At 62.5% G+C, this 18,576-nt stretch carries 20 protein-coding genes; 5 read left to right on the top strand and 15 right to left on the bottom strand.

What is annotated here, in order from left to right:
- Positions 1 to 68 precede the first annotated feature (68 nt).
- The 8 genes from AO268_RS07645 to AO268_RS07610 form a co-directional block, all read right to left on the bottom strand.
- Positions 69 to 1,064, bottom strand: coding sequence for a septal ring lytic transglycosylase RlpA family protein (locus tag AO268_RS07645; protein ID WP_099168342.1), 996 nt, complete (start codon positions 1,062 to 1,064; stop codon positions 69 to 71).
- Positions 1,064 to 2,074 carry a lytic murein transglycosylase B gene (mltB, locus tag AO268_RS07640; protein ID WP_076964194.1) on the bottom strand — a complete coding sequence of 337 codons (1,011 nt, stop codon included), beginning with the start codon at positions 2,072 to 2,074 and terminating at the stop codon, positions 1,064 to 1,066. The genes AO268_RS07645 and mltB overlap by 1 nt, the downstream gene beginning before the upstream one ends.
- A gap of 17 nt (positions 2,075 to 2,091) precedes the next feature.
- Positions 2,092 to 3,195, bottom strand: a complete 1,104-nt coding sequence (rodA, locus tag AO268_RS07635; RefSeq protein ID WP_154220613.1) for a rod shape-determining protein RodA — start codon at positions 3,193 to 3,195, stop codon at positions 2,092 to 2,094.
- A 31-nt stretch (positions 3,196 to 3,226) separates the two neighbouring features.
- The gene (gene mrdA, locus AO268_RS07630) at positions 3,227 to 5,122 is read right to left on the bottom strand and encodes a penicillin-binding protein 2 (protein ID WP_076964192.1); all 1,896 of its coding nucleotides are present in this window, start codon (positions 5,120 to 5,122) and stop codon (positions 3,227 to 3,229) included.
- 15 nt (positions 5,123 to 5,137) lie between these two features.
- Positions 5,138 to 5,605 (bottom strand): 23S rRNA (pseudouridine(1915)-N(3))-methyltransferase RlmH, encoded by a 468-nt coding sequence (rlmH, locus tag AO268_RS07625; protein WP_029292262.1) that lies wholly within the window; start codon positions 5,603 to 5,605, stop codon positions 5,138 to 5,140.
- A gap of 9 nt (positions 5,606 to 5,614) precedes the next feature.
- Positions 5,615 to 6,109 carry a ribosome silencing factor gene (gene rsfS, locus AO268_RS07620; protein ID WP_032861691.1) on the bottom strand — a complete coding sequence of 165 codons (495 nt, stop codon included), beginning with the start codon at positions 6,107 to 6,109 and terminating at the stop codon, positions 5,615 to 5,617.
- A gap of 70 nt (positions 6,110 to 6,179) precedes the next feature.
- Positions 6,180 to 6,824: a nicotinate-nucleotide adenylyltransferase gene (gene nadD, locus AO268_RS07615; RefSeq protein ID WP_076964190.1), complete on the bottom strand. Its 645-nt coding sequence runs from the start codon at positions 6,822 to 6,824 to the stop codon at positions 6,180 to 6,182.
- Positions 6,824 to 8,089 carry a glutamate-5-semialdehyde dehydrogenase gene (locus AO268_RS07610; RefSeq protein ID WP_099168341.1) on the bottom strand — a complete coding sequence of 422 codons (1,266 nt, stop codon included), beginning with the start codon at positions 8,087 to 8,089 and terminating at the stop codon, positions 6,824 to 6,826. Before AO268_RS07610 ends, nadD begins: the two co-directional genes overlap by 1 nt.
- 177 nt (positions 8,090 to 8,266) lie before the next feature.
- Here AO268_RS07610 and AO268_RS07605 point away from each other — a divergent pair, with 177 nt between their 5' ends.
- Complete coding sequence (locus tag AO268_RS07605) at positions 8,267 to 8,950, top strand: DNA-3-methyladenine glycosylase (protein WP_099168374.1); 684 nt, start codon at positions 8,267 to 8,269, stop codon at positions 8,948 to 8,950.
- Positions 8,951 to 9,109: 159 nt separating this feature from the next.
- On the top strand, positions 9,110 to 10,426 hold the full coding sequence (locus AO268_RS07595; protein WP_076964936.1) for a bifunctional DedA family/phosphatase PAP2 family protein: 1,317 nt from the start codon (positions 9,110 to 9,112) through the stop codon (positions 10,424 to 10,426).
- A gap of 1 nt (position 10,427) precedes the next feature.
- Here AO268_RS07595 and AO268_RS07590 read toward each other — a convergent pair whose 3' ends face one another.
- The 4 genes from AO268_RS07590 to AO268_RS07575 form a co-directional block, all read right to left on the bottom strand.
- Positions 10,428 to 10,634: a hypothetical protein gene (locus AO268_RS07590; protein ID WP_076964937.1), complete on the bottom strand. Its 207-nt coding sequence runs from the start codon at positions 10,632 to 10,634 to the stop codon at positions 10,428 to 10,430.
- A 107-nt stretch (positions 10,635 to 10,741) separates the two neighbouring features.
- The gene (locus tag AO268_RS07585) at positions 10,742 to 11,332 is read right to left on the bottom strand and encodes an LON peptidase substrate-binding domain-containing protein (RefSeq protein ID WP_099168340.1); all 591 of its coding nucleotides are present in this window, start codon (positions 11,330 to 11,332) and stop codon (positions 10,742 to 10,744) included.
- Positions 11,333 to 11,353: 21 nt separating this feature from the next.
- On the bottom strand, positions 11,354 to 12,070 hold the full coding sequence (locus AO268_RS07580; RefSeq protein ID WP_076964939.1) for an LrgB family protein: 717 nt from the start codon (positions 12,068 to 12,070) through the stop codon (positions 11,354 to 11,356).
- Positions 12,067 to 12,429 carry a CidA/LrgA family protein gene (locus AO268_RS07575; RefSeq protein WP_057438999.1) on the bottom strand — a complete coding sequence of 121 codons (363 nt, stop codon included), beginning with the start codon at positions 12,427 to 12,429 and terminating at the stop codon, positions 12,067 to 12,069. The genes AO268_RS07580 and AO268_RS07575 overlap by 4 nt, the downstream gene beginning before the upstream one ends.
- 208 nt (positions 12,430 to 12,637) lie before the next feature.
- Here AO268_RS07575 and AO268_RS07570 point away from each other — a divergent pair, with 208 nt between their 5' ends.
- From AO268_RS07570 to AO268_RS07560, 3 genes are all read left to right on the top strand, one after another.
- Positions 12,638 to 13,093 carry a MaoC family dehydratase gene (locus tag AO268_RS07570; RefSeq protein WP_099168339.1) on the top strand — a complete coding sequence of 152 codons (456 nt, stop codon included), beginning with the start codon at positions 12,638 to 12,640 and terminating at the stop codon, positions 13,091 to 13,093.
- Between the two features lie 138 nt (positions 13,094 to 13,231).
- Positions 13,232 to 14,950, top strand: coding sequence for a C13 family peptidase (locus tag AO268_RS07565; RefSeq protein WP_099168338.1), 1,719 nt, complete (start codon positions 13,232 to 13,234; stop codon positions 14,948 to 14,950).
- Positions 14,951 to 14,979: 29 nt separating this feature from the next.
- Positions 14,980 to 15,621: an oxidoreductase gene (locus tag AO268_RS07560; RefSeq protein ID WP_076964942.1), complete on the top strand. Its 642-nt coding sequence runs from the start codon at positions 14,980 to 14,982 to the stop codon at positions 15,619 to 15,621.
- Between the two features lie 624 nt (positions 15,622 to 16,245).
- Here the strand turns inward: AO268_RS07560 and AO268_RS07550 are convergent.
- Genes AO268_RS07550 through mpl form a run of 3 tightly spaced genes read right to left on the bottom strand, consistent with a single transcriptional unit; the run spans position 16,246 to position 18,498 of the window.
- The gene (locus AO268_RS07550) at positions 16,246 to 16,530 is read right to left on the bottom strand and encodes a YceK/YidQ family lipoprotein (protein ID WP_099168337.1); all 285 of its coding nucleotides are present in this window, start codon (positions 16,528 to 16,530) and stop codon (positions 16,246 to 16,248) included.
- Positions 16,523 to 17,152 (bottom strand): flavin prenyltransferase UbiX, encoded by a 630-nt coding sequence (gene ubiX, locus AO268_RS07545; protein ID WP_076964944.1) that lies wholly within the window; start codon positions 17,150 to 17,152, stop codon positions 16,523 to 16,525. The genes AO268_RS07550 and ubiX overlap by 8 nt, the downstream gene beginning before the upstream one ends.
- Entirely contained in the window at positions 17,149 to 18,498 is a 1,350-nt protein-coding gene (gene mpl, locus AO268_RS07540) for a UDP-N-acetylmuramate:L-alanyl-gamma-D-glutamyl-meso-diaminopimelate ligase (RefSeq protein WP_099168336.1), read from the bottom strand. Before mpl ends, ubiX begins: the two co-directional genes overlap by 4 nt.
- Positions 18,499 to 18,576 lie beyond the last annotated feature (78 nt).

Raw genomic sequence — 18,576 nt, 5'->3', positions numbered from 1 at the left:
ATTATTCGACGAGCCTGCAACCAGGGCCCCGGCACGCAAGCGCGCCAGCACCCTCGATCCGCTACTGCTTATTCGGCGCTGACCACGCTGGGCTGGCCCAGGTTGGCCAAGCGCACGCTGTTCTGCACCTGGGCAATCTCGCCCGCCGAGCCGATGGGGCCCAGGCGAACCCGGTGCAGGGTCTGCTGGTTACGCACGATGGAGCTGATAAACACGGGCGCGCTGACCATCCCGCTGAGCTTGGACCTTAACAGTTCTGCCGCATCCGGGTTGGCGAAAGCGCCGACTTGCAGGTATTGCCCGCCCGCCGCACTGCCCGGCGCCGCCTGTGGCACGGCCACGACTGGCGCGGCGTGTTGCTGGGGCGGCGGCGTCCACTGCTCGACCTTGCCCGCCGAAGCGGTGATCTGCGGTTGCGCGCTTTGGGGTTCGTTGAGCATCAATGGCGCCGGCTTGCCGCGCTGGGCCCAGTACTGGGCCGGGTCGATGCCTTCGACCTTGACCCGCGCCGTGCCGGTTTCGGCATAGCCGAGTTTTTTCGCGGCGGCGTAGGACAAGTCGATGATTCGGTCGGAATAGAACGGCCCGCGGTCGTTGACCCGCAGGATCACCACGCGGTTGTTGTCCAGGTTGGTCACCCGCACGTAGGCCGGCAGCGGCAGGGTCTTGTGCGCCGCGCTCATACCGTACAGGTCATACACTTCGCCGTTGGCGGTGTTCTGGCCGTGGAACTTGGTGCCGTACCAGGACGCGGTGCCCGACTGCACATAGTTCTTCGATTCCTGCAGCGGGAAGTAGGTCTTGCCCAATACCGTGTAAGGGTTGGCTTTATAGTTGCCGGTATGCAGGGTCGGCGTAGCATCCGGGATACGCGAGACGTCGACGTCCCACCACGGCGCGCCGTCCTTGTGGGCCCGGTTGATATCCAGCCCCGGCTGCGCGCGGACTACCGGGCCACTGGCCTTCTGCGCCGGCGCGCGGCTGGTGGAGCAACTGACAACCAGCAAGGACAATGCGGCCAGCGCCACCAGCTTGAGCGGTTTATTGATCGGCGATACCCGCATTACTTGACGCCCCGTGCTTGAACCAGCATGTCTGACAGCTGATGCACGGCCATGGCGTACATCACACTGCGGTTATAACGCGTAATTGCGTAAAAATTCTTCAGGCCCATCCAGTATTCCGGGCCGTCTGCGCCTTCCAGGCGGAAGGCGGTAACCGGCATATCATCGCGCAGCGCATCATGACTTGACCAGCCCAGCGCCCGCAACTCCCCGACAGTTTTCACCGGCTCGATGCCCTGGGTCAGGCCCTCATCGGCGCGCTCGCCCGTGACATCGGCACGGATCACCACCGGCTCGCCAGCCACCCAGCCATGGCGCTTGAAGTAGCTGGCAACGCTGCCGATGGCATCATCGGGGTTGCTCCAGATATTGATATGGCCATCACCGTCGAAATCCACGGCATAGGCGCGAAAGCTGCTGGGCATGAACTGTGGCAGGCCCATGGCCCCGGCGTAGGAACCTTTGAGGGTCAAGGGGTCGACCTGCTCTTCACGGGCCAGCAGCAGGAACTCACGCAGCTCCTTGCGGAAGAATTCGGCGCGGGGCGGGTAATCGAAACCCAGGGTCGACAAGGCGTCGATCACCCGGTAACTGCCGGTATTGCGCCCGTAAAAGGTTTCAACGCCGATGATCGACACGATCACCTGGGCCGGTACGCCATATTCCTGCTCGGCGCGGGCCAGCACCGCCTCGTGCTGGCGCCAGAAGTCCACCCCCCGCGCCACCCGGGCGTCGGTGAGGAACATCGGGCGATAGTCCTTCCACTGCTTGACGCGCTCGGCGGGGCGCGAAATGGCGTCGAGGATCGACTGCTTGCGCTGGGCCTCGCGGAACACGCCCATCAGTTGTTCGCCGGCGAAACCATAGTCACGCGTCATCTCACCGACAAACTCGGCGACTTGGGGCGAGCCATCGTAATCGCCGGCCAGGGCTGGCTGTGCAGCGCCGAAGGCGCCCAACAGGCCCAGGCAGGCCGCATATCGAGCAGCCCGGCCGCGCATTGCTTGCATTGACATCTTCACCTTATTCAAACCTGTGCGATCCACTTGCGATGGGTATGGATCGACATCAAGACCCCAAACGCTGACAGTAATGTCACCAGCGAAGTTCCGCCGTAGCTAATGAACGGCAACGGCACCCCAACCACCGGCAGCAGGCCACTGACCATACCGATGTTGACGAAAACGTAAACAAAAAAAGTCATTGTCAGCGCACCGGCGAGCAATTTGCCGAACAACGTCTGCGCTTGCGCGGTAATCACCAGGCCACGCCCGATCAACAGCAAGTAGATCAGCAGCAGTGCGCAGATGCCCACCAGGCCGAACTCCTCGCCCATCACCGCGATAATAAAGTCGGTGTGGCTTTCCGGCAGGAAGTCCAGGTGCGACTGGGTGCCCAGCAACCAGCCCTTGCCAAACACGCCGCCGGAACCGATGGCCGCCTTGGACTGGATAATATTCCAACCGGTGCCCAGCGGATCGCTCTCGGGATCGAGGAAGGTCAGGACCCGCTGCTTCTGATAATCGTGCATAAAGAAGAACCACATGGCGACAGCCACCGGCACCGCCGCCACCAGCACGCTGATGATCCAGCGCCAGCGCAGGCCGCCCATGAACAGCACGAACGCACCGCCGGCGAGGATCAGCAGGCCAGTGCCCAGGTCTGGCTGGCGCACGATCAGAATGAACGGAATGCCGATCAGGACCAGGCTGATCCCCACGTGCTTGAGCTGCGGCGGCAAGGTGCGCTTGGCCAGGTACCAGGCGATGGTGGCCGGCATCAGGATCTTCATGAATTCCGACGGCTGGAAACGAATCACCCCCGGGATATTGATCCAGCGGGTGGCCCCCATGGCGTTATGCCCCATGACGTCCACCACCACCAGCAGCAGCACCCCGGCGACATACCCCAGTGGCACCCAGCGCGCCATGAAGCGCGGCTCCAGCTGGGCGATGACCACCATCGACAACAGGCCCAGGCCGAACGACGACGCCTGCTTGATCAGCAGGTCCCAGTTCTTGCCACTGGCCGAATACAGCACGAACAGGCTACCGGCCGCCAGGGTCAGCAGCAGGATCAGCAACGGGCCATCAATGTGCATGCGCTGCAACAAAGTGGCGCGGCGACGCATCACATCCTCACTGGAGAGGATGCGGTCGAAATTACTCTTCACGGGCCGTAGCCTCCGCGCTTGAAGGGTTGGCAAACTCAGGCTTGAGCTTGCCGTCCTGGTCCAGCAGCCAGGCGTCCATGATCTGGCGCACCACCGGGGCGGCCACGCCGGAACCGGACTCGCCGTTCTCGACCATCACCGCCACGGTGATTTTCGGGTTGTCGGCCGGGGCAAAACCGACGAACAAGGCGTGGTCGCGATGGCGTTCCTGGACTTTGGAGCGGTCGTACTTCTCGCCCTGCTTGATCGCGACCACCTGGGCGGTCCCGCTCTTGCCAGCAATCCGGTACTGCGCGCCAACAGCCGCCTTGCGCGCCGTGCCCCGCGCGCCGTGCATCACTTGCTGCATGCCGTGGTTGACCTTGGCCCAGTCAGACGGGTCGCGCAAGACGATGTCCGGGATCGGGTTTTCATCCACCGGCGTTTCGCCCTCGATGGTCTTGGCCAGGTGCGGGCGAATCCACTTGCCCTTGCTGGCCACCAGTGCCGTGGCCTGGGCCAGTTGCAAGGGCGTGGCCTGCATATAGCCCTGGCCGATCCCCAGGATCAGGGTTTCACCGGGGAACCAGGCCTGGCGCCGGGTGGCGCGCTTCCACTCGCGGGACGGCATCAGGCCTGGGGATTCTTCAAACATATCCAGGGACACTTTCTGACCGAGGCCGAACTTGCCCATGTAGGTCGATAAACGATCAATCCCCAGCTTGTGGGCCAAGTCATAGAAGTAGGTGTCGTTGGAACGCATGATCGCCGTATCCAGGTCCACATAACCGTCGCCGGTGCGGTTCCAGTTACGGTACTTGTGATCGTAGTTGGGCAACATGTAGTAACCCGGATCGTAGACCCGGCTGGAAGCAGTCACGACACCGGCATCCAGGCCGGCAATTGCCACCGCCGGCTTGATGGTCGAACCCGGTGGATACAAACCGCGCAGCACCCGGTTGAACAGCGGCCGGTCGATGGAGTCGCGCAACTCGGCATAGGCCTTGAAGCTGATTCCGGTGACAAACAGGTTGGGGTCGAAACTCGGCTGGCTGACCATGGCCAGGACCTCGCCGGTGTTCGGATCCAGCGCCACCACCGCGCCACGACGCCCGCCGAGAGCCATTTCCGCAGCCTCCTGCAACTTGATATCCAGGCTCAGGACAATGTCCTTGCCGGGAATCGGGTCGGTGCGCTTGAGCACCCGCAGCACGCGGCCACGGGCGTTGGTCTCGACTTCCTCGTAACCCACCTGGCCATGCAGTTCCGGTTCGTAGAAGCGCTCGATACCGGTCTTGCCGATATGGTGGGTGCCGCTGTAGTTGACCGGATCGAGGGTTTTCAGCTCTTTTTCGTTGATCCGCCCCATGTAGCCGACCGAGTGGGCAAAGTGCGCCCCTTGCGGGTAATGCCGCACCAGTTGCGCCACCACCTCCACGCCCGGCAGGCGGAACTGGTTCACCGCGATCCTGGCGATCTGCTCTTCGGTCAGCTCAAACAGGATCGGCACCGGTTCAAACGGGCGCCGCCCCTGCTTCATGCGCTTCTCGAAGATCGCCCGGTCTTCCGGCGTCAGTTGCAGCACCTCGACAATCACATCGAGGATCTGCTGCCAATCGCCGGAACGTTCGCGGGTCATGCTCAAGCTGAAGCTGGGCCGGTTATCGGCAATCACCACGCCATTACGGTCGAAAATCAGGCCACGGGTCGGCGGGATCGGCTGCACATGCACCCGGTTGTTTTCCGACAGCGTGGAGTGATACTCGTACTGGATCACCTGCAAAAAATACAGGCGGGCGATCAACACACACATCAGCACCACCACCGCGATCGCGCCAAAGATCACGCGCGCGCGTACAAGACGTGCGTCTTTCTCGTGGTCCTTGATGCGGATCGGCTGGGTCATCAGGCAGGGCGCAGACTATTTGTGGTAAGGGTGCCCGGACAGGACTGTCCAGGCGCGATACAGCTGTTCACCAATCAGAATCCGCACCAGCGGATGGGGCAACGTCAGGGGCGACAACGACCAGCGCTGATCGGCCCGCGCGCAGACTTCCGGCGCCAGCCCCTCGGGGCCGCCGACCATGAAGTTGACCGTGCGCGAATCCAGGCGCCAGCGATCCAGTTCCACCGCCAACTGCTCGGTGCTCCAGGGTTTGCCGTGCACCTCCAGGGTGACGATGCGCTCGTTGGCACCGACCTTGGCCAGCATCGCCTCGCCTTCCTGACGGATAAAGCGCGCCACATCGGCGTTCTTGCCCCGGGTGTTGAGCGGTATTTCCACCAGTTCCAGCGCCAGTTCCGATGGCAGACGCTTGGCATATTCATGCCAGCCTTCTTCCACCCACTTGGGCATGCGTGAACCGACAGCGATCAGACGCAGGCGCACAGCCGTTCCTTATTCCTGGTCTTTGTTGAGCTTGTCGAAGTGCGCGTGACCGACTTCAGGGCTGTGGTGCTTGCCATCGGCGGCACGGCTCTGCTCGGCACCTTTCCACAGGCGCTCCAGGTCGTAGAACTGGCGGGCGTTGCTGGTCATCATGTGCACGATCACAGTGTCCAGGTCAGCCAGCACCCAGTCGCTGTCGCCCTTGCCTTCTTCACCCAGTGGCTTGACGCCCTGGGCTTTGACGGCTTCGCGAACCTTGTCCAGCATCGCGCCGATCTGGCGGTTGGAAGTACCGGTGGCGATGATCATGAAGTCGGTGATGCTTTGCTTGTCACGCACGTCCAGGACCTGGATGTCCTGGGCCTTCACGTCTTCCAGGGCCGCTACGGCCAGCGCTACCAGCGCTTCGCCCTCGGGAGCCGGGACCAGCAGGGCTTCCACCGGCAACGGTGCGCTCTTGAACGTGCCTTTGCGCTTAACTTTGCTTACGTCTTTGTTCGTCATATAAAACTCGTTTTGCTCATTAGTTCGGGCGCTTCAATACACGACTATTCGTGCCTTCAAGCGCGCCTTTTCAGTTCGACGCACGGTAAAGCCCGTGCGCATCGATGTAGGCCAGGACCGCGTCAGGCACCAGGAAACGTACCGACTTACCGCTGGCCAGCAGTTGACGGATCTGGGTGGCCGACACCGCAAGCGGGGTCTGCCAGACAAATGCAATATTCCCGCTCGGCCCGGTCAGGGCCTGTGGGTCACTTACCGACCGCGCTGCCAGCAGGTTGCGCAAGGCATCCGGCGGTTCGCTGTCGGCATCCGGGCGTTGCAAAACCAGGATGTGGCAATGCTGGAGCAACTCTTCCCAGCGATGCCAAGTGGGCAGTGCGCAAAATGCGTCCCAACCCAAAAGCAGAAACAACTGGTCATCGGCGGCCAACTCGGCCCGCGTCTGTTCCAGGGTGTCGATAGTGTAGGACGGTTTATCGCGCTTGAGCTCGCGGTCGTCCACCACCAACGGGGCAATCCCGGCCACCGCGCACTGCACCATCGCCAGGCGCGCCTGCGCGCTGACCTGCGGCGTGTCCCGGTGCGGCGGCCGGGCATTGGGGATCAGCCGCAATTCTTGCAGGCCGAGGGTGTCCGCCACTTCCAGGGCACTGCGCAAATGGCCGATGTGCACGGGGTCGAAGGTGCCACCGAGCAGCCCGATGCGTTTAGCCATCAAGTGCGCACATGACCGTCGCCAAAGACCACGTACTTCTCGCTGGTCAAGCCTTCGAGGCCCACCGGGCCACGGGCATGCAGCTTGTCCGTGGAAATCCCGATCTCCGCCCCCAGGCCGTACTCGAAGCCGTCGGCAAAGCGCGTCGAGGCGTTGATCATCACCGACGCGGAGTCTACTTCGGTGAGGAAACGCCGGGCATCGCTGAAATGCTCGGAAACAATGGCGTCGGTGTGCTTGGAGCCGTAGGTATTGATGTGCTCGATGGCCTGGTCCAGGTCATCGACGATACGGATCGACAGGATCGGCGCCGTGTATTCGGTGTACCAATCCTGCTCGGTGGCTTCGATCACATCGCTGCCCAGCAAGGCCCGGGTACGCTCGCAACCGCGCAGTTCCACGCCCTTGTCGCGGTAGATCGCCGCCAGCGGCGGCAACACACGCTCGGCAATGCCGGCGTGGACCAACAGGGTTTCCATGGTGTTGCACGGCGCGTAGCGGTGGGTCTTGGCGTTGTCGGCAATGCGGATCGCCTTGTCGAGATCGGCCGCCACATCGATAAACACATGGCAGACGCCATCCAGGTGCTTGATAACTGGCACCTTGGCATCGCGACTGACACGTTCGATCAGGCTCTTGCCGCCGCGTGGCACGATCACGTCGACAAATTCCGGCATGGTGATCAGCGCCCCTACGGCGGCGCGGTCGGTGGTCTCCACCACTTGCACCACTTCGGCCGGCAACTCGGCCACGGCCAGGCCTTGCTGGATGCAGGCGGCGATGGCGCGGTTGGAGTGGATGGCCTCGGAGCCGCCGCGCAGGATGGTGGCATTGCCGGACTTCAGGCACAGGCTCGCCGCGTCGATGGTCACGTTGGGGCGCGACTCATAGATGATGCCGATCACGCCCAGGGGCACGCGCATCTTGCCGACCTGGATACCTGAGGGCAGGTAGCGCATGTCGCGGATTTCACCGATGGGGTCCGGCAGCTTGGCCACCTGGCGCAGGCCTTCGATCATGTCGTCGATACGGGCCGGCGTCAGCGCCAGGCGATCCAACAATGCCGGCTCCAGACCATTGGCCCGGCCGTTGGCCAGGTCCAGCTCGTTGGCAGCGGTCAACTCGGAGCGCGAGGCATCCAGAGCATCGGCGGCCGCCAGCAGGGCACGGTTCTTCTGCGCGGTGCTCGCACGGGCGATCAACCGCGAGGCCTGACGGGCAGCGCGACCCAGGCGGGTCATGTAGTCAAGAACGGACTCAGTCATGGTCTGGTGGGGTCTTGGCAAAGAGGAAAGCGGCAGATTATAGCTGTCGCGCCGTCCTACGGACAGCGGTGAGGGGCGGATGGTCGAAATGAACTGTAAAAACTCAAGGTTCAGCGGTGATTAAGCCTGGAGTTGATATCATTCGGTCACATTTGGCCTGTGCAACCGTTCATCGTCATGTCCAGTATTCCCCCGAAGCTCCCCGCCAACGCCCTGCCTGATGGCTTTTTCGACCGCGACGCACAAACGCTCGCGAAAGATTTGCTGGGCAAAGTCATCCGCCATCGGGTCGGCGATGTGTGGCTGTCGGCGCGAATTATTGAAACCGAAGCCTATTACCTGGCCGAAAAAGGCAGCCATGCGTCCCTCGGCTACACAGAAAAGCGTAAGGCTTTGTTTCTGGATGGCGGCCACATCTATATGTACTACGCCCGTGGCGGCGACTCCCTGAACTTCAGCGCCCAGGGGCCGGGCAATGCCGTGCTGATCAAGTCGGCCTACCCCTGGGTGGATGACGTCTCGGGGCCCGCCAGCCTGGCACATATGCTCCTCAACAACCCCGATGCCAGCGGCCGGCCACGCCCGCCCCAGAAGCTCTGCGCCGGGCAGACCCTGTTGTGCAAGGCCCTGGATTTGAAAGTGCCAATGTGGGACGCCAAACGCTTCGACCAGGAGCGGCTTTACGTCGAGGATGTGGGCCTGGCGCCCGCGCAGATTATCCAGACCACCCGCCTGGGCATCCCCGGCGGGCGCGATGAACACCTGATGTATCGCTTCGTCGATGCGGGCTATGCGGCGTATTGCACACGGAACCCCTTGCGACGCGGCCAGGTCGAAGGCCGCGATTACGTTTTGATTTGAAATATGCCCTGCAGCAATGGGCTTATGTGGGAGCGGGCTTGCTCGCGATAGCAGCACCTCGGTCTGTCAGTCATACCGAGTCGCTTGCATCGCGGGCAAGCCCGCTCCCACACAAGCTCGTTTCTACGGGGGGAGATGACCATTAATGGAGTTGATTGTATGGGCCCATGGCTCGATGGCATTACTGGCTGGCTGACCCTTAACCCGCAATGGCTGGCGGCGGCGGTCTTTATCGTCGCCTTTGTGGAATGCCTGGCCATCGCCGGGATTATCGTGCCGGGCACGGTGCTGCTGTTCGCCATTGCCGCACTGGCCGGCAGCGGCGCACTGTCCCTGGGGGAAACCCTGCTGCTGGGCTTGCTCGGCGGGCTGCTGGGCGATGGGGTTTCCTACTACCTGGGCCGGCATTTCCACCAGAACATCCGGCGCCTGCCCGGCTTGCGTCATCATCCCGAGTGGATGGACGGCGCCGAAGCCTACTTTCAGAAGTACGGCATCGTCAGCCTGCTGGTAGGACGTTTTATCGGCCCCTTGCGCCCCATGCTGCCGATGGTGGCCGGGATGTGCGACATGCCGTTCCCGCGCTTTGCCGCGGTCAGCGTACTGGCCGCTGCCGGCTGGACGGTCGCCTACCTGTTGCCTGGCTGGGCCGCCGGCGCGGCATTTCGCCTGCCGCTGCCCGAAGGGTTCTGGCCCGAGGCCGGGGTAGTCGCGGCCTGCCTGGCCGTGTTGTTCGGCATCGCCCTCAACAGCACCCTGCGCGGCCACCGCCGCGCCACGCTGTGGACGGGCTGCGCCAGCCTGGCGTTGTTGATCGCGATGTTTATCGGTTATCCGTACCTGAACCATTTTGACCAGGGCTTGATGGCCCTGGTCCAGGAACATCGCAGCCCGGCCATGGACCGGGCCATGGTGATGATCACTCAACTGGGCGAGTTCAAGAAGATGTTCGTCGCCAGCGCCGTGTTGACCGGCCTGCTGTTACTGGCACGGCAATGGCGCCAGGGGATTTTTGTCGGGGCCACGCTGCTGGGGGCCGCGCTGATCAACACCGGGAGCAAGCTGTTCTTTGCCCGTGGCCGGCCAGAAATCCTCGTCGACCCGCTGACCAGCTTCAGCATGCCCAGCGGCCACGCCTCTGGCGCGTTTGCGTTCTTCCTCGCGCTGGCGGTGCTGGCCGGTCGCGGCCAACCGATCCGCATGCGCCTGGCCTGGCTGCTGCTGGGTGCCATTCCGGCCGCCGCCATTGCCCTGTCGCGGGTGTACCTGGGGGCTCACTGGCCGAGCGACATCTTGGCTGGCACCTTACTGGCCATGACGGTCTGCGCCTTCAGCCTGACCGTGAGCCAGCGCCAGCACCCACTACCGGCCATGGCGCCGAAGGTGTGGTGGCTGATCGTGCCGGGGTGCGTGGCGGTCCTCGGTTTTTTTGCCCTGACCGGGACCTCCCACGCCCTGCTCCGATACGCCTATTGACCTACGCCGGACCAACCCAGTCCACGGGAGCATTGCGCCGCTCGACGCTGCGCTCCCGACGCTCCAGCAGCATTTCATCGGCAATTTCGGCAGCCCGCTCGGCAATGTACTCCGGGCCTCGATCGTTGGCCTGCTGAATCAGTTGCGTCGTAACGCTGACAAAAAAAGCATCCCAGACCGGCTGCTCCGATGGCGATAAACGAATCATGTTCACTCCCTGACAAATAGTGGCTGAAGCCCCACTATTTCAGGCGATGAGCGTACTGCAACGACGAAAATTCCGAATCTGTTGCGGATAATTCCGAGCAACAGGGTTCACGGGAACAATTCGCCCTGCAGCTCATCCAGCAGCAATTGAATCGCGTCCAGCCGTTGCTCGGGATCGTCGAGTTGCAGCAATTGGATTTTGTCGGAATCGGTAAACGGCAGCAGGTACGCCAACCGGTTACCCAACACTTGCTGCCCTTGCGCATCGGCGCCCATGTCCAGCGAGGCGACCATCGGGTGCTCCGCCAGGGCCTCAAGCAGGGCCAACAAGTCGGCGTCTTCCTCGCCCAGCGGGCGTTCGGGCTGTTCTTGCAACCACTCGATATCGGCCACCAGCAGTTGATCGCGCTGCACATCCGCCTCAAGCACCCGAAACCTGCGCCCGCCCTCGACACGAATCCCCAGCAAGCCGTTGTCCTGCTGCTTGAAGTCCCGAATCAGCGCTTCGCAGCCAATCACTGCATAGCCGTCCGGCGCCAGGCCGACCTCTTTGCCATCCAGGATGCACACCACACCAAAGCCTTCGCCCTTTTTCATGCAGCGGCCGATCATGTCCAGGTAGCGCGCCTCGAACAGTTGCAGATCGAGGGTGCAGCCTGGAAACAGCACCGTATTGAGCGGAAAAAGCGCCAGACTCATAAAGCGTTCCTTAAACCCGACTTAGATCACCAAAGACACCGCCAACGGCAGGAATACCGCCGTGGCCACGCCCATCAGACTCATCGCCAATGCGGCAAACGCGCCGCACTCCTCGCTCTCCTGCAAGGCCACCGAGGTGCCGACCGCATGGGCCGTCATGCCCAGGGCCATGCCCCGCGCCTCCGGGCTGTGTACCCCCAGGCGCGACAGGAACGCCGGCCCGATCATCGCACCAATCACCCCGGTGATCAGCACGAACACCGCTGCCAGTGCCGCGACGCCACCGATCTGCTCGGCCACCAGCATGGCAATCGGCGAAGTCACCGACTTGGGCGCCATGGTCATCAGCACCATATGCTCGGCGCCAAACCACCACCCCAGCCACACACACAGGCCGGTGGCAAACACGCCCCCCACTACCAGCGTAGTAAAAATCGGCCAGAACAATTGGCGAATCCGCCTCAGGTTCAGATACAACGGCACCGCCAGCGCCACCGTGGCCGGGCCCAGCAGGATGCTCATGATCTCGGTACTTTTGCGGTACTCGACGTAGGTCAGGCCGCATCCCAGCAACACGCCAATCACCAGCAACATCGACACCAGCACCGGTTGCAGGAAAATCCAGCGGGTTTTCTCGAACCCCGCCAGCACCAGTTGATAGGCGCCCAGGGTAATGCCAATGCCAAATAACGGATGGTGGATCACCGCGGCCCACGCACCCTGCCAATCGAAGGTCATTGCCCCTCCTCCCGCTGCGCCTGGCGCTTGACCAGCTTTTGCATCAGCACGCCAACAAAAGCCATGGCGATCACCAGCGACAATACCAGCGCCCCGACGATGGCCCAGAAATCGGCCGCAATGTCCTTGGCATACACCATCACCCCCACCGCCGGCGGCACCAGCAGCAACGGCAGATAACGCAATAGGCTGCCGGCGGCCAGGCTCAACGGCTCACCGACCTCACCACGCCATACCAGGTACGCCAGCAGCAGCAACAGGCCGACAATCGGCCCCGGCAAGACCGGCAGGAACAAATGATTGATCGCCGTGCCAAGCAATTGAAACAACACCAGCCAAGTCAAACCGCGTAACAACATGGGTTTTTCTCCCCCAAAAGCCCGTGGGCATTATAAGCACGCAGCCCCTATGAACTGGCATTCGCCAAAAGCATGGTGGGTTGACCGGGCCATTTGCCCATGATGATCTACATTGGTTCCCTGGAATCCAACCAAAACAACACCCCCCGCCGGCGCGAACAGGCTCGCGCCTACCGGGAGATAAATTGATGAACCAAGGAGAGCCGCAATGCCCTTTGTACCTGTAGCGCAACTCAATGATTATGTCGGCAAGGAACTGGGACGTTCCCCATGGCTCACCATCGACCAGGAGCGTATCAACCTGTTCGCAGAAGCGACCGGCGATTTTCAGTTCATCCACGTAGACCCGGTAAAAGCCGCCCAGACGCCGTTTGGCAGCACCATCGCCCATGGCTTCCTGTCGTTGTCGCTGATCCCCAAGTTGATCGAAGACATCCTGATCATGCCCGAGGGCTTGAAGATGGCCGTCAATTACGGCCTGGACAGCGTGCGTTTTATCCAGCCGGTAAAAGTCAATTCCAGGGTACGCCTGGCGGTGACCCTCACCGACGCCACCGAGAAAAAGCCTGGCCAGTGGATGCTCAAGGCCACCTGCACCCTGGAAATCGACGGCCAGGAAAAACCGGCCTACATCGCCGAGTCGTTGTCACTGTGCTTCGTCTGATACACCCGTAGGAGCCGGCTTGCCGGCGATAGCGCCGGCAGGCGCGCCATCGCCGACAAGTCCTAATTCGCGCATAGACCACTAGGTATAGCTTCCCCCGCTGCGGCATACTCGGCGCTCAATTATCCGGATCCCGCTATGCGCCCACTCGCCCCCCTTGCTCTCGCCTTGTTGCTCACCGCTTGCGGCGATGGCGAACCCCTGTTGCCGCCCGATGCCCGGCTGCCAGACGGCGGGCGTTATCGCGGGGATGTGGTCGATGGGCTGTTGCAAGGCCAGGGCCGGGTGGACTACCCCAACGGCAGTTGGTACGCCGGGCAATTCGACAAGGGCCAGTGGCATGGCCAGGGCGAATGGCATGGCAGCAACGGCGAGGTCTATAAAGGCCAGTTCCAGCAAGGCCTGTTCGACGGCCAGGGCACCCTGACCACCTCGGCCAATACCTACGTCGGCGGCTTCAGGCAAGGCCGGCGCAATGGCGAAGGCACCCTCAAAGAGGGGCAAATGACCTATCGCGGCGAATTCAAGGACGACCAGTATTCCGGCCTCGGCCGCCTGGAACTGGCCGACGGCAGCCAATACCAGGGCCAGTTTGCCCACGGCAAGCCCAACGGCGAAGGCCAGCGCAACGACGACAGCGGCAACCAGTTCAGCGGGCGCTTCGTCAATGGCCAGCTGGAGGGCAATGGCACCTTCAACAGCGCCGAAGGCGACATGTACATCGGCCACTTCAAGCAGAACCAGCTCAACGGCAAGGGCCGCTACGAAAACGCCGACGGCGACGTGTGGACCGGCGAGTTCCGCGAAGGCGCCCTCAGCGGCAAGGGCGAACTGACCGGCGTGGATGGCAGCCATTACCTCGGGCACTTCAGTGACTGGCGCTTTACCGGTGAAGGGCGCCTGAACCTCAGTGATGGCAGTTTCTATATCGGTGGTTTCGACAACGACAGCTATCACGGCCAGGGCACCCTGGTACTCGCCGATGGCACCGTGCAGGCCGGGACCTGGGCCAACGGCCTGCGCGTGCGCGATGCCGACGGCAAGCTGTTGCCCGATACCCTGGAAGTCGGGGTACTGGCCCAGGGCCGCTTGCTCGACGACGCCCTCGCCGCCGTACCGGCGTCTACCCCGGCCGTCGAGCTATACACCCTGGTGGTGGCCGGCGACGGCAAGCAAAGCGTATTCCTGCGCGAGGCCGACTATGTCAGCAACCTGCTGGCCAGCCGCTTCGGCGCGCGCGGGCAGATCCGCCTGGTCAACCACCGCGACCATATCGCCGACCGCCCGATGGCGACCCGCGAAAGCCTGCGCCGCGCCGTGCAGACTCTGGCCGAGCGCACCGGCCCCGAAGACCTGGTGTTTATCTACCTGACCAGCCACGGCACCCATGAACACCAACTGGTGCTCGACCAACCCCGCATGGAGCTGGCCGACCTGCCAAGCGACGAACTGGCTGCGGTGATGGCACCACTGAAAAACCGCGACAAGGTCATCGTGATTTCCGCGTGCTACTCCGGCGGCTTCATCCCGGCGCTCAAGGATGAACACACCCTGCTCATGACCGCCTCGCGCGCCGATCGCGTGTCGTTTGGCTGCTCGGAAGAAGCCGACTTCACCTACTTTGGCGATGCCTTGTTCGCCCAGGCCCTGACCCAGACCGACGATTTGCAGCACGCCTTCAAGCTGGCCCAACGGCATGTGACCGAACGGGAAATGGCTGATAATTTCGAGGCCTCCGAACCACAGATCTGGGCCCCCAAGCGCGTGATCGCCCGTTGGCAATTATTGCGTAATCAGCAGGCACGAAAGGCGCTGGAAAGCGTCTCTATCAATAGCAAGGACGCCAAGAGCAACTAAGCTGAAACTGTATCAAGGGGGGAAACACCATGTACTTGACGCCTCAGCATATATTGCTTGCCGGAGCCTCGGGCTTGACCGGGGAACATCTGCTGGATCGCCTGCTCAACGAGCCCACCGTCACTCGCGTGCTGGCCCCCAGCCGCCGCCCGCTGGCCGAGCACCCGCACCTGGAAAACCCGGTCGGCGACCCCAGCGTATTGCTGCCACACCTGAGCGGCCGGGTCGACCTGGCCTTTTGCTGCCTGGGCACCACCCTCAAGCAAGCCGGTTCCGAACAGGCCTTCCGTGCGGTTGACCTGGACCTGGTGGTGGCATTCGGCAAGCGCGCCCGGGAAATGGGGGCTCGGCACCTGATCGTGATCAGCGCGATCGGCGCCGACCCAAAATCCTCGGTGTTCTATAACCGGGTCAAGGGTGAGATGGAACAGGCCTTGAAAACCCAGGGTTGGCCGCAACTGACCATCGTGCGGCCCTCGCTGCTGCTGGGTGAACGCCTGGAGACACGCCTGGCGGAGAAACTCGTGGGGCCGTTGTCACGGCTGATTCCCGGCAAGTATCGCGGCATCGAAGTGTGCGAACTGGCCCGGGCCATGTGGCGCCTGGCGCTGGAAGAGCAGGATGGGGTGCGGGTTGTCGAGTCGGATGAGTTGCGTAAACTCGGCAAGTGAATCTGCGGTGACCGGGCGGGCCTCATCGCGGGCAAGCCCGGCTCCCACATGAATGCATTCACAGATCAAATGTGGGAGCTGGCTTGCCTGCGATGGGCATAGGTATCTACACAACTCTCTTTTGGGTATGAGTACATATCCATTGCTGCGGTAACGGCCACTTAGGGTTCCGCCCTGACGGCGGGTCACTTTGGAAAAGCCCCAAAGTAACCAAAGGGCTCTTGCCCCACCACTCGGCACCTCGCCTAGGCTCGGTGTGCCCGTCATCCGACATTGATTTGGGGGGCCGCCGCGATGGGCCATCCATGGCCCAGCGCGGCTAAACCGGCGTCCTGCCGGTTTACCCCCCAAATCAATATCGGATGACGGCCAGCGTGGTTTAACGGGGCGCCTAAGATCAAAATCACAAGCAAAGCGAGGCGGCCTGACAGCCGACCTGATCCTTGAAGCGTGCGCGTCCCCCTGTGGGAGCGGGCTTGCCCGCGATGGCGGTGTATCAGTCGATAAATACGTTGGCTGACTGGCCGCCATCGCAATAATGGATATGTACACAGACCGAGAAGAGAGTTGTGTAGATACCTATGCTGCGATGGGGCGCACCCAGACAACATCCACCGCTACAGGCTACAACCCACCCGTCGCATTAAACCCAACCCCCAGCACCGTCAACGCCGACAGCGGCAATAGCAGCGTGTCGAGCAAGGCACTGGCCGGCAGGTCGAGGCCGGGGTAGCTCGGCGCTTCGGCGCCAAAGCGGTCCATGGCACAGCAGCCACCCTGCATTGCATACAGATCCAGGCGCGTGCCTGCATACACCACTGGCGCGCCGGGTTTGGCCGCATCCAGGGTGCGTGCGGTGGCGCAGCCCGTCAGGTGCAGTGCCAGCGCGATCAGCAGGGCTTTATTCATCGCTGCTCAAATGATGCTCACCCCAGCGCGGCAGCATGTCCTGGGGGATATTCAGCAGGTTGAGAATCCGTGCTACCACGAAATCCACCAGGTCATCGATGGTCTGCGGCTGGTGATAAAAGCCTGGCGACGCCGGCAGAATGGTCACGCCCATATTCGACAGCTTGAGCATGTGCTCCAGGTGAATGCTCGAATACGGCGCCTCGCGCGGCACCAGGATCAACTGGCGGCGCTCCTTCAAGGTCACATCTGCCGCGCGCTCGATCAGGTTGTTGCAGGCACCGGTGGCAATCGCCGACAAGGTGCCGGTGGAGCACGGCACCACCACCATCGCCGCCGGCGCACCGGAGCCGGAGGCCACTGGCGCCATCCAGTCTTCCTTGCCGTAGACCTTGATCTGCCCTGCCGCCGCACCGGTGTATTCGGTGAGGAAGGCTTGCATCATCTGCACCTTGGGCGGCAGCGAGACATCGGTCTCGGTGGCCATCACCAATTGCGCCGCCTTGGAAATCAGGAAATGCACCTCGCGGTCTTCGCGCACCAGGCAATCGAGCAAGCGCAGCCCATAAGGCGCGCCAGACGCACCGGTCATCGCCAGGGTGATGCGTTCCGGCCCGCTCATTGCAGCGCCTGCGCAAGTTTGCCGTGCAGGCCGCCAAAGCCGCCGTTACTCATGATCACCACATGCGTGCCTGGCTTGGCCTGGCGTTTGACCTGTTCGATGATGCCTTCCAGGGAGTCGCTGACAACCGACGGCACCGTGCACAGCCTGGCCACGGCCGCCAGGTCCCAACCCAGATTGGCCGGTGCGTACCACACCACCTGGTCGGCATCGTTGACGCTTTCCGGCAGGCCATCGCGGTGTGCGCCCAGCTTCATGGAGTTGGAGCGCGGCTCGATAATCGCGATCACCGGTGCATCGCCGACACGCTTGCGCAGGCCGTCGAGGGTGGTGGCAATTGCCGTGGGGTGGTGGGCAAAGTCGTCGTAGATGGTAATCCCATTCACTTCAGCGACCTTTTCCATACGCCGCTTGACGCTCTTGAACGCACTCAGCGCGGCAATGCCCATGGCCGGCACCACGCCGACATGGCGCGCCGCCGCCAGGGTCACCAGGGCGTTGGCGACGTTATGCTGGCCGGTCATATCCCAATCGACGATGCCTTGGGCCTCGCCCTCAAACAGCACTTCAAACCTGGAACCATCCTCGCTCAACAACTTGACCTGCCACTGCCCGCCCGCGCCGGTGGTTTGCACCGGGGTCCAGCAGCCCATCTCGATCACGCGCTGCAAGGCCGGCTCGGTGGTGGGATGAATCACCAGACCTTCGCTGGGAATAGTGCGGACCAGGTGGTGGAATTGCCGCTCGATGGCTGGCAGATCGGGGAAGATGTCCGCATGGTCAAACTCCAGGTTGTTCAGGATCGCCGTGCGCGGGCGGTAGTGAACGAATTTGGAGCGTTTGTCGAAGAAAGCGCTGTCGTACTCGTCGGCTTCGATGACAAAAAACGGGGTATCGCCCAAACGCGCCGACACCGAGAAGTTCTGCGGCACACCGCCGATCAGGAAGCCCGGGCTCATGCCCGCGTGCTCCAGCACCCAGGCCAGCATGCTGCTGGTGGTGGTCTTGCCATGGGTACCGGCCACCGCCAGCACCCAGCGGCCTTGCAGCACATGGTCAGCCAGCCATTGCGGGCCAGAGACATAAGGCAGGCCGTTGTTCAGTACGTATTCCACAGCCGGGTTGCCACGGGACATGGCATTGCCAATCACCACCAGGTCCGGCACCGGGTTGAATTGCGCCGGGTCGTAACCCTGGGTCAACTCAATGCCCTGGGCCTGCAATTGCGTGCTCATGGGTGGATAGACGTTGGCATCGGAGCCGGTGACATGATGGCCCAGCTCTTTGGCCAGGACCGCCATCGACCCCATGAAGGTACCGCAAATACCGAGAATATGAATGTGCATAGTCGACCTCGTAAAACATCGAGGCAGGTTAGCGTAGGGTGGGAAAATTCGCACTCTTTTAGCGATTAGCGTGCAATC

Source organism: Pseudomonas sp. ICMP 8385 (genome assembly GCF_002699915.1).
In the GTDB taxonomy this organism is placed as follows: domain Bacteria; phylum Pseudomonadota; class Gammaproteobacteria; order Pseudomonadales; family Pseudomonadaceae; genus Aquipseudomonas; species Aquipseudomonas gessardii.
Note: the sequence above shows the minus strand (reverse complement) of the source record. Positions and strands in the feature narration are given on the sequence as shown.

Coding starts and splice junctions, on each gene's coding strand:
- AO268_RS07585 (WP_099168340.1), bottom strand. CDS start 11,332: ATGAGTCTGGCGCTTTTTCCGCTCAATACGGTGCTGTTTCCAGGCTGC.
- AO268_RS07565 (WP_099168338.1), top strand. CDS start 13,232: ATGCGCCCACTCGCCCCCCTTGCTCTCGCCTTGTTGCTCACCGCTTGC.
- mpl (WP_099168336.1), bottom strand. CDS start 18,498: ATGCACATTCATATTCTCGGTATTTGCGGTACCTTCATGGGGTCGATG.
- AO268_RS07610 (WP_099168341.1), bottom strand. CDS start 8,089: ATGACTGAGTCCGTTCTTGACTACATGACCCGCCTGGGTCGCGCTGCC.
- mrdA (WP_076964192.1), bottom strand. CDS start 5,122: ATGACCCAGCCGATCCGCATCAAGGACCACGAGAAAGACGCACGTCTT.
- ubiX (WP_076964944.1), bottom strand. CDS start 17,152: ATGAGCGGGCCGGAACGCATCACCCTGGCGATGACCGGTGCGTCTGGC.
- AO268_RS07590 (WP_076964937.1), bottom strand. CDS start 10,634: ATGATTCGTTTATCGCCATCGGAGCAGCCGGTCTGGGATGCTTTTTTT.
- mltB (WP_076964194.1), bottom strand. CDS start 2,074: ATGCAAGCAATGCGCGGCCGGGCTGCTCGATATGCGGCCTGCCTGGGC.
- rsfS (WP_032861691.1), bottom strand. CDS start 6,109: ATGACGAACAAAGACGTAAGCAAAGTTAAGCGCAAAGGCACGTTCAAG.
- rodA (WP_154220613.1), bottom strand. CDS start 3,195: ATGCGTCGCCGCGCCACTTTGTTGCAGCGCATGCACATTGATGGCCCG.
- AO268_RS07605 (WP_099168374.1), top strand. CDS start 8,267: ATGTCCAGTATTCCCCCGAAGCTCCCCGCCAACGCCCTGCCTGATGGC.
- AO268_RS07575 (WP_057438999.1), bottom strand. CDS start 12,429: ATGTTGTTACGCGGTTTGACTTGGCTGGTGTTGTTTCAATTGCTTGGC.
- AO268_RS07645 (WP_099168342.1), bottom strand. CDS start 1,064: ATGCGGGTATCGCCGATCAATAAACCGCTCAAGCTGGTGGCGCTGGCC.
- AO268_RS07570 (WP_099168339.1), top strand. CDS start 12,638: ATGCCCTTTGTACCTGTAGCGCAACTCAATGATTATGTCGGCAAGGAA.
- AO268_RS07595 (WP_076964936.1), top strand. CDS start 9,110: ATGGGCCCATGGCTCGATGGCATTACTGGCTGGCTGACCCTTAACCCG.
- AO268_RS07580 (WP_076964939.1), bottom strand. CDS start 12,070: ATGACCTTCGATTGGCAGGGTGCGTGGGCCGCGGTGATCCACCATCCG.
- AO268_RS07560 (WP_076964942.1), top strand. CDS start 14,980: ATGTACTTGACGCCTCAGCATATATTGCTTGCCGGAGCCTCGGGCTTG.
- nadD (WP_076964190.1), bottom strand. CDS start 6,824: ATGGCTAAACGCATCGGGCTGCTCGGTGGCACCTTCGACCCCGTGCAC.
- AO268_RS07550 (WP_099168337.1), bottom strand. CDS start 16,530: ATGAATAAAGCCCTGCTGATCGCGCTGGCACTGCACCTGACGGGCTGC.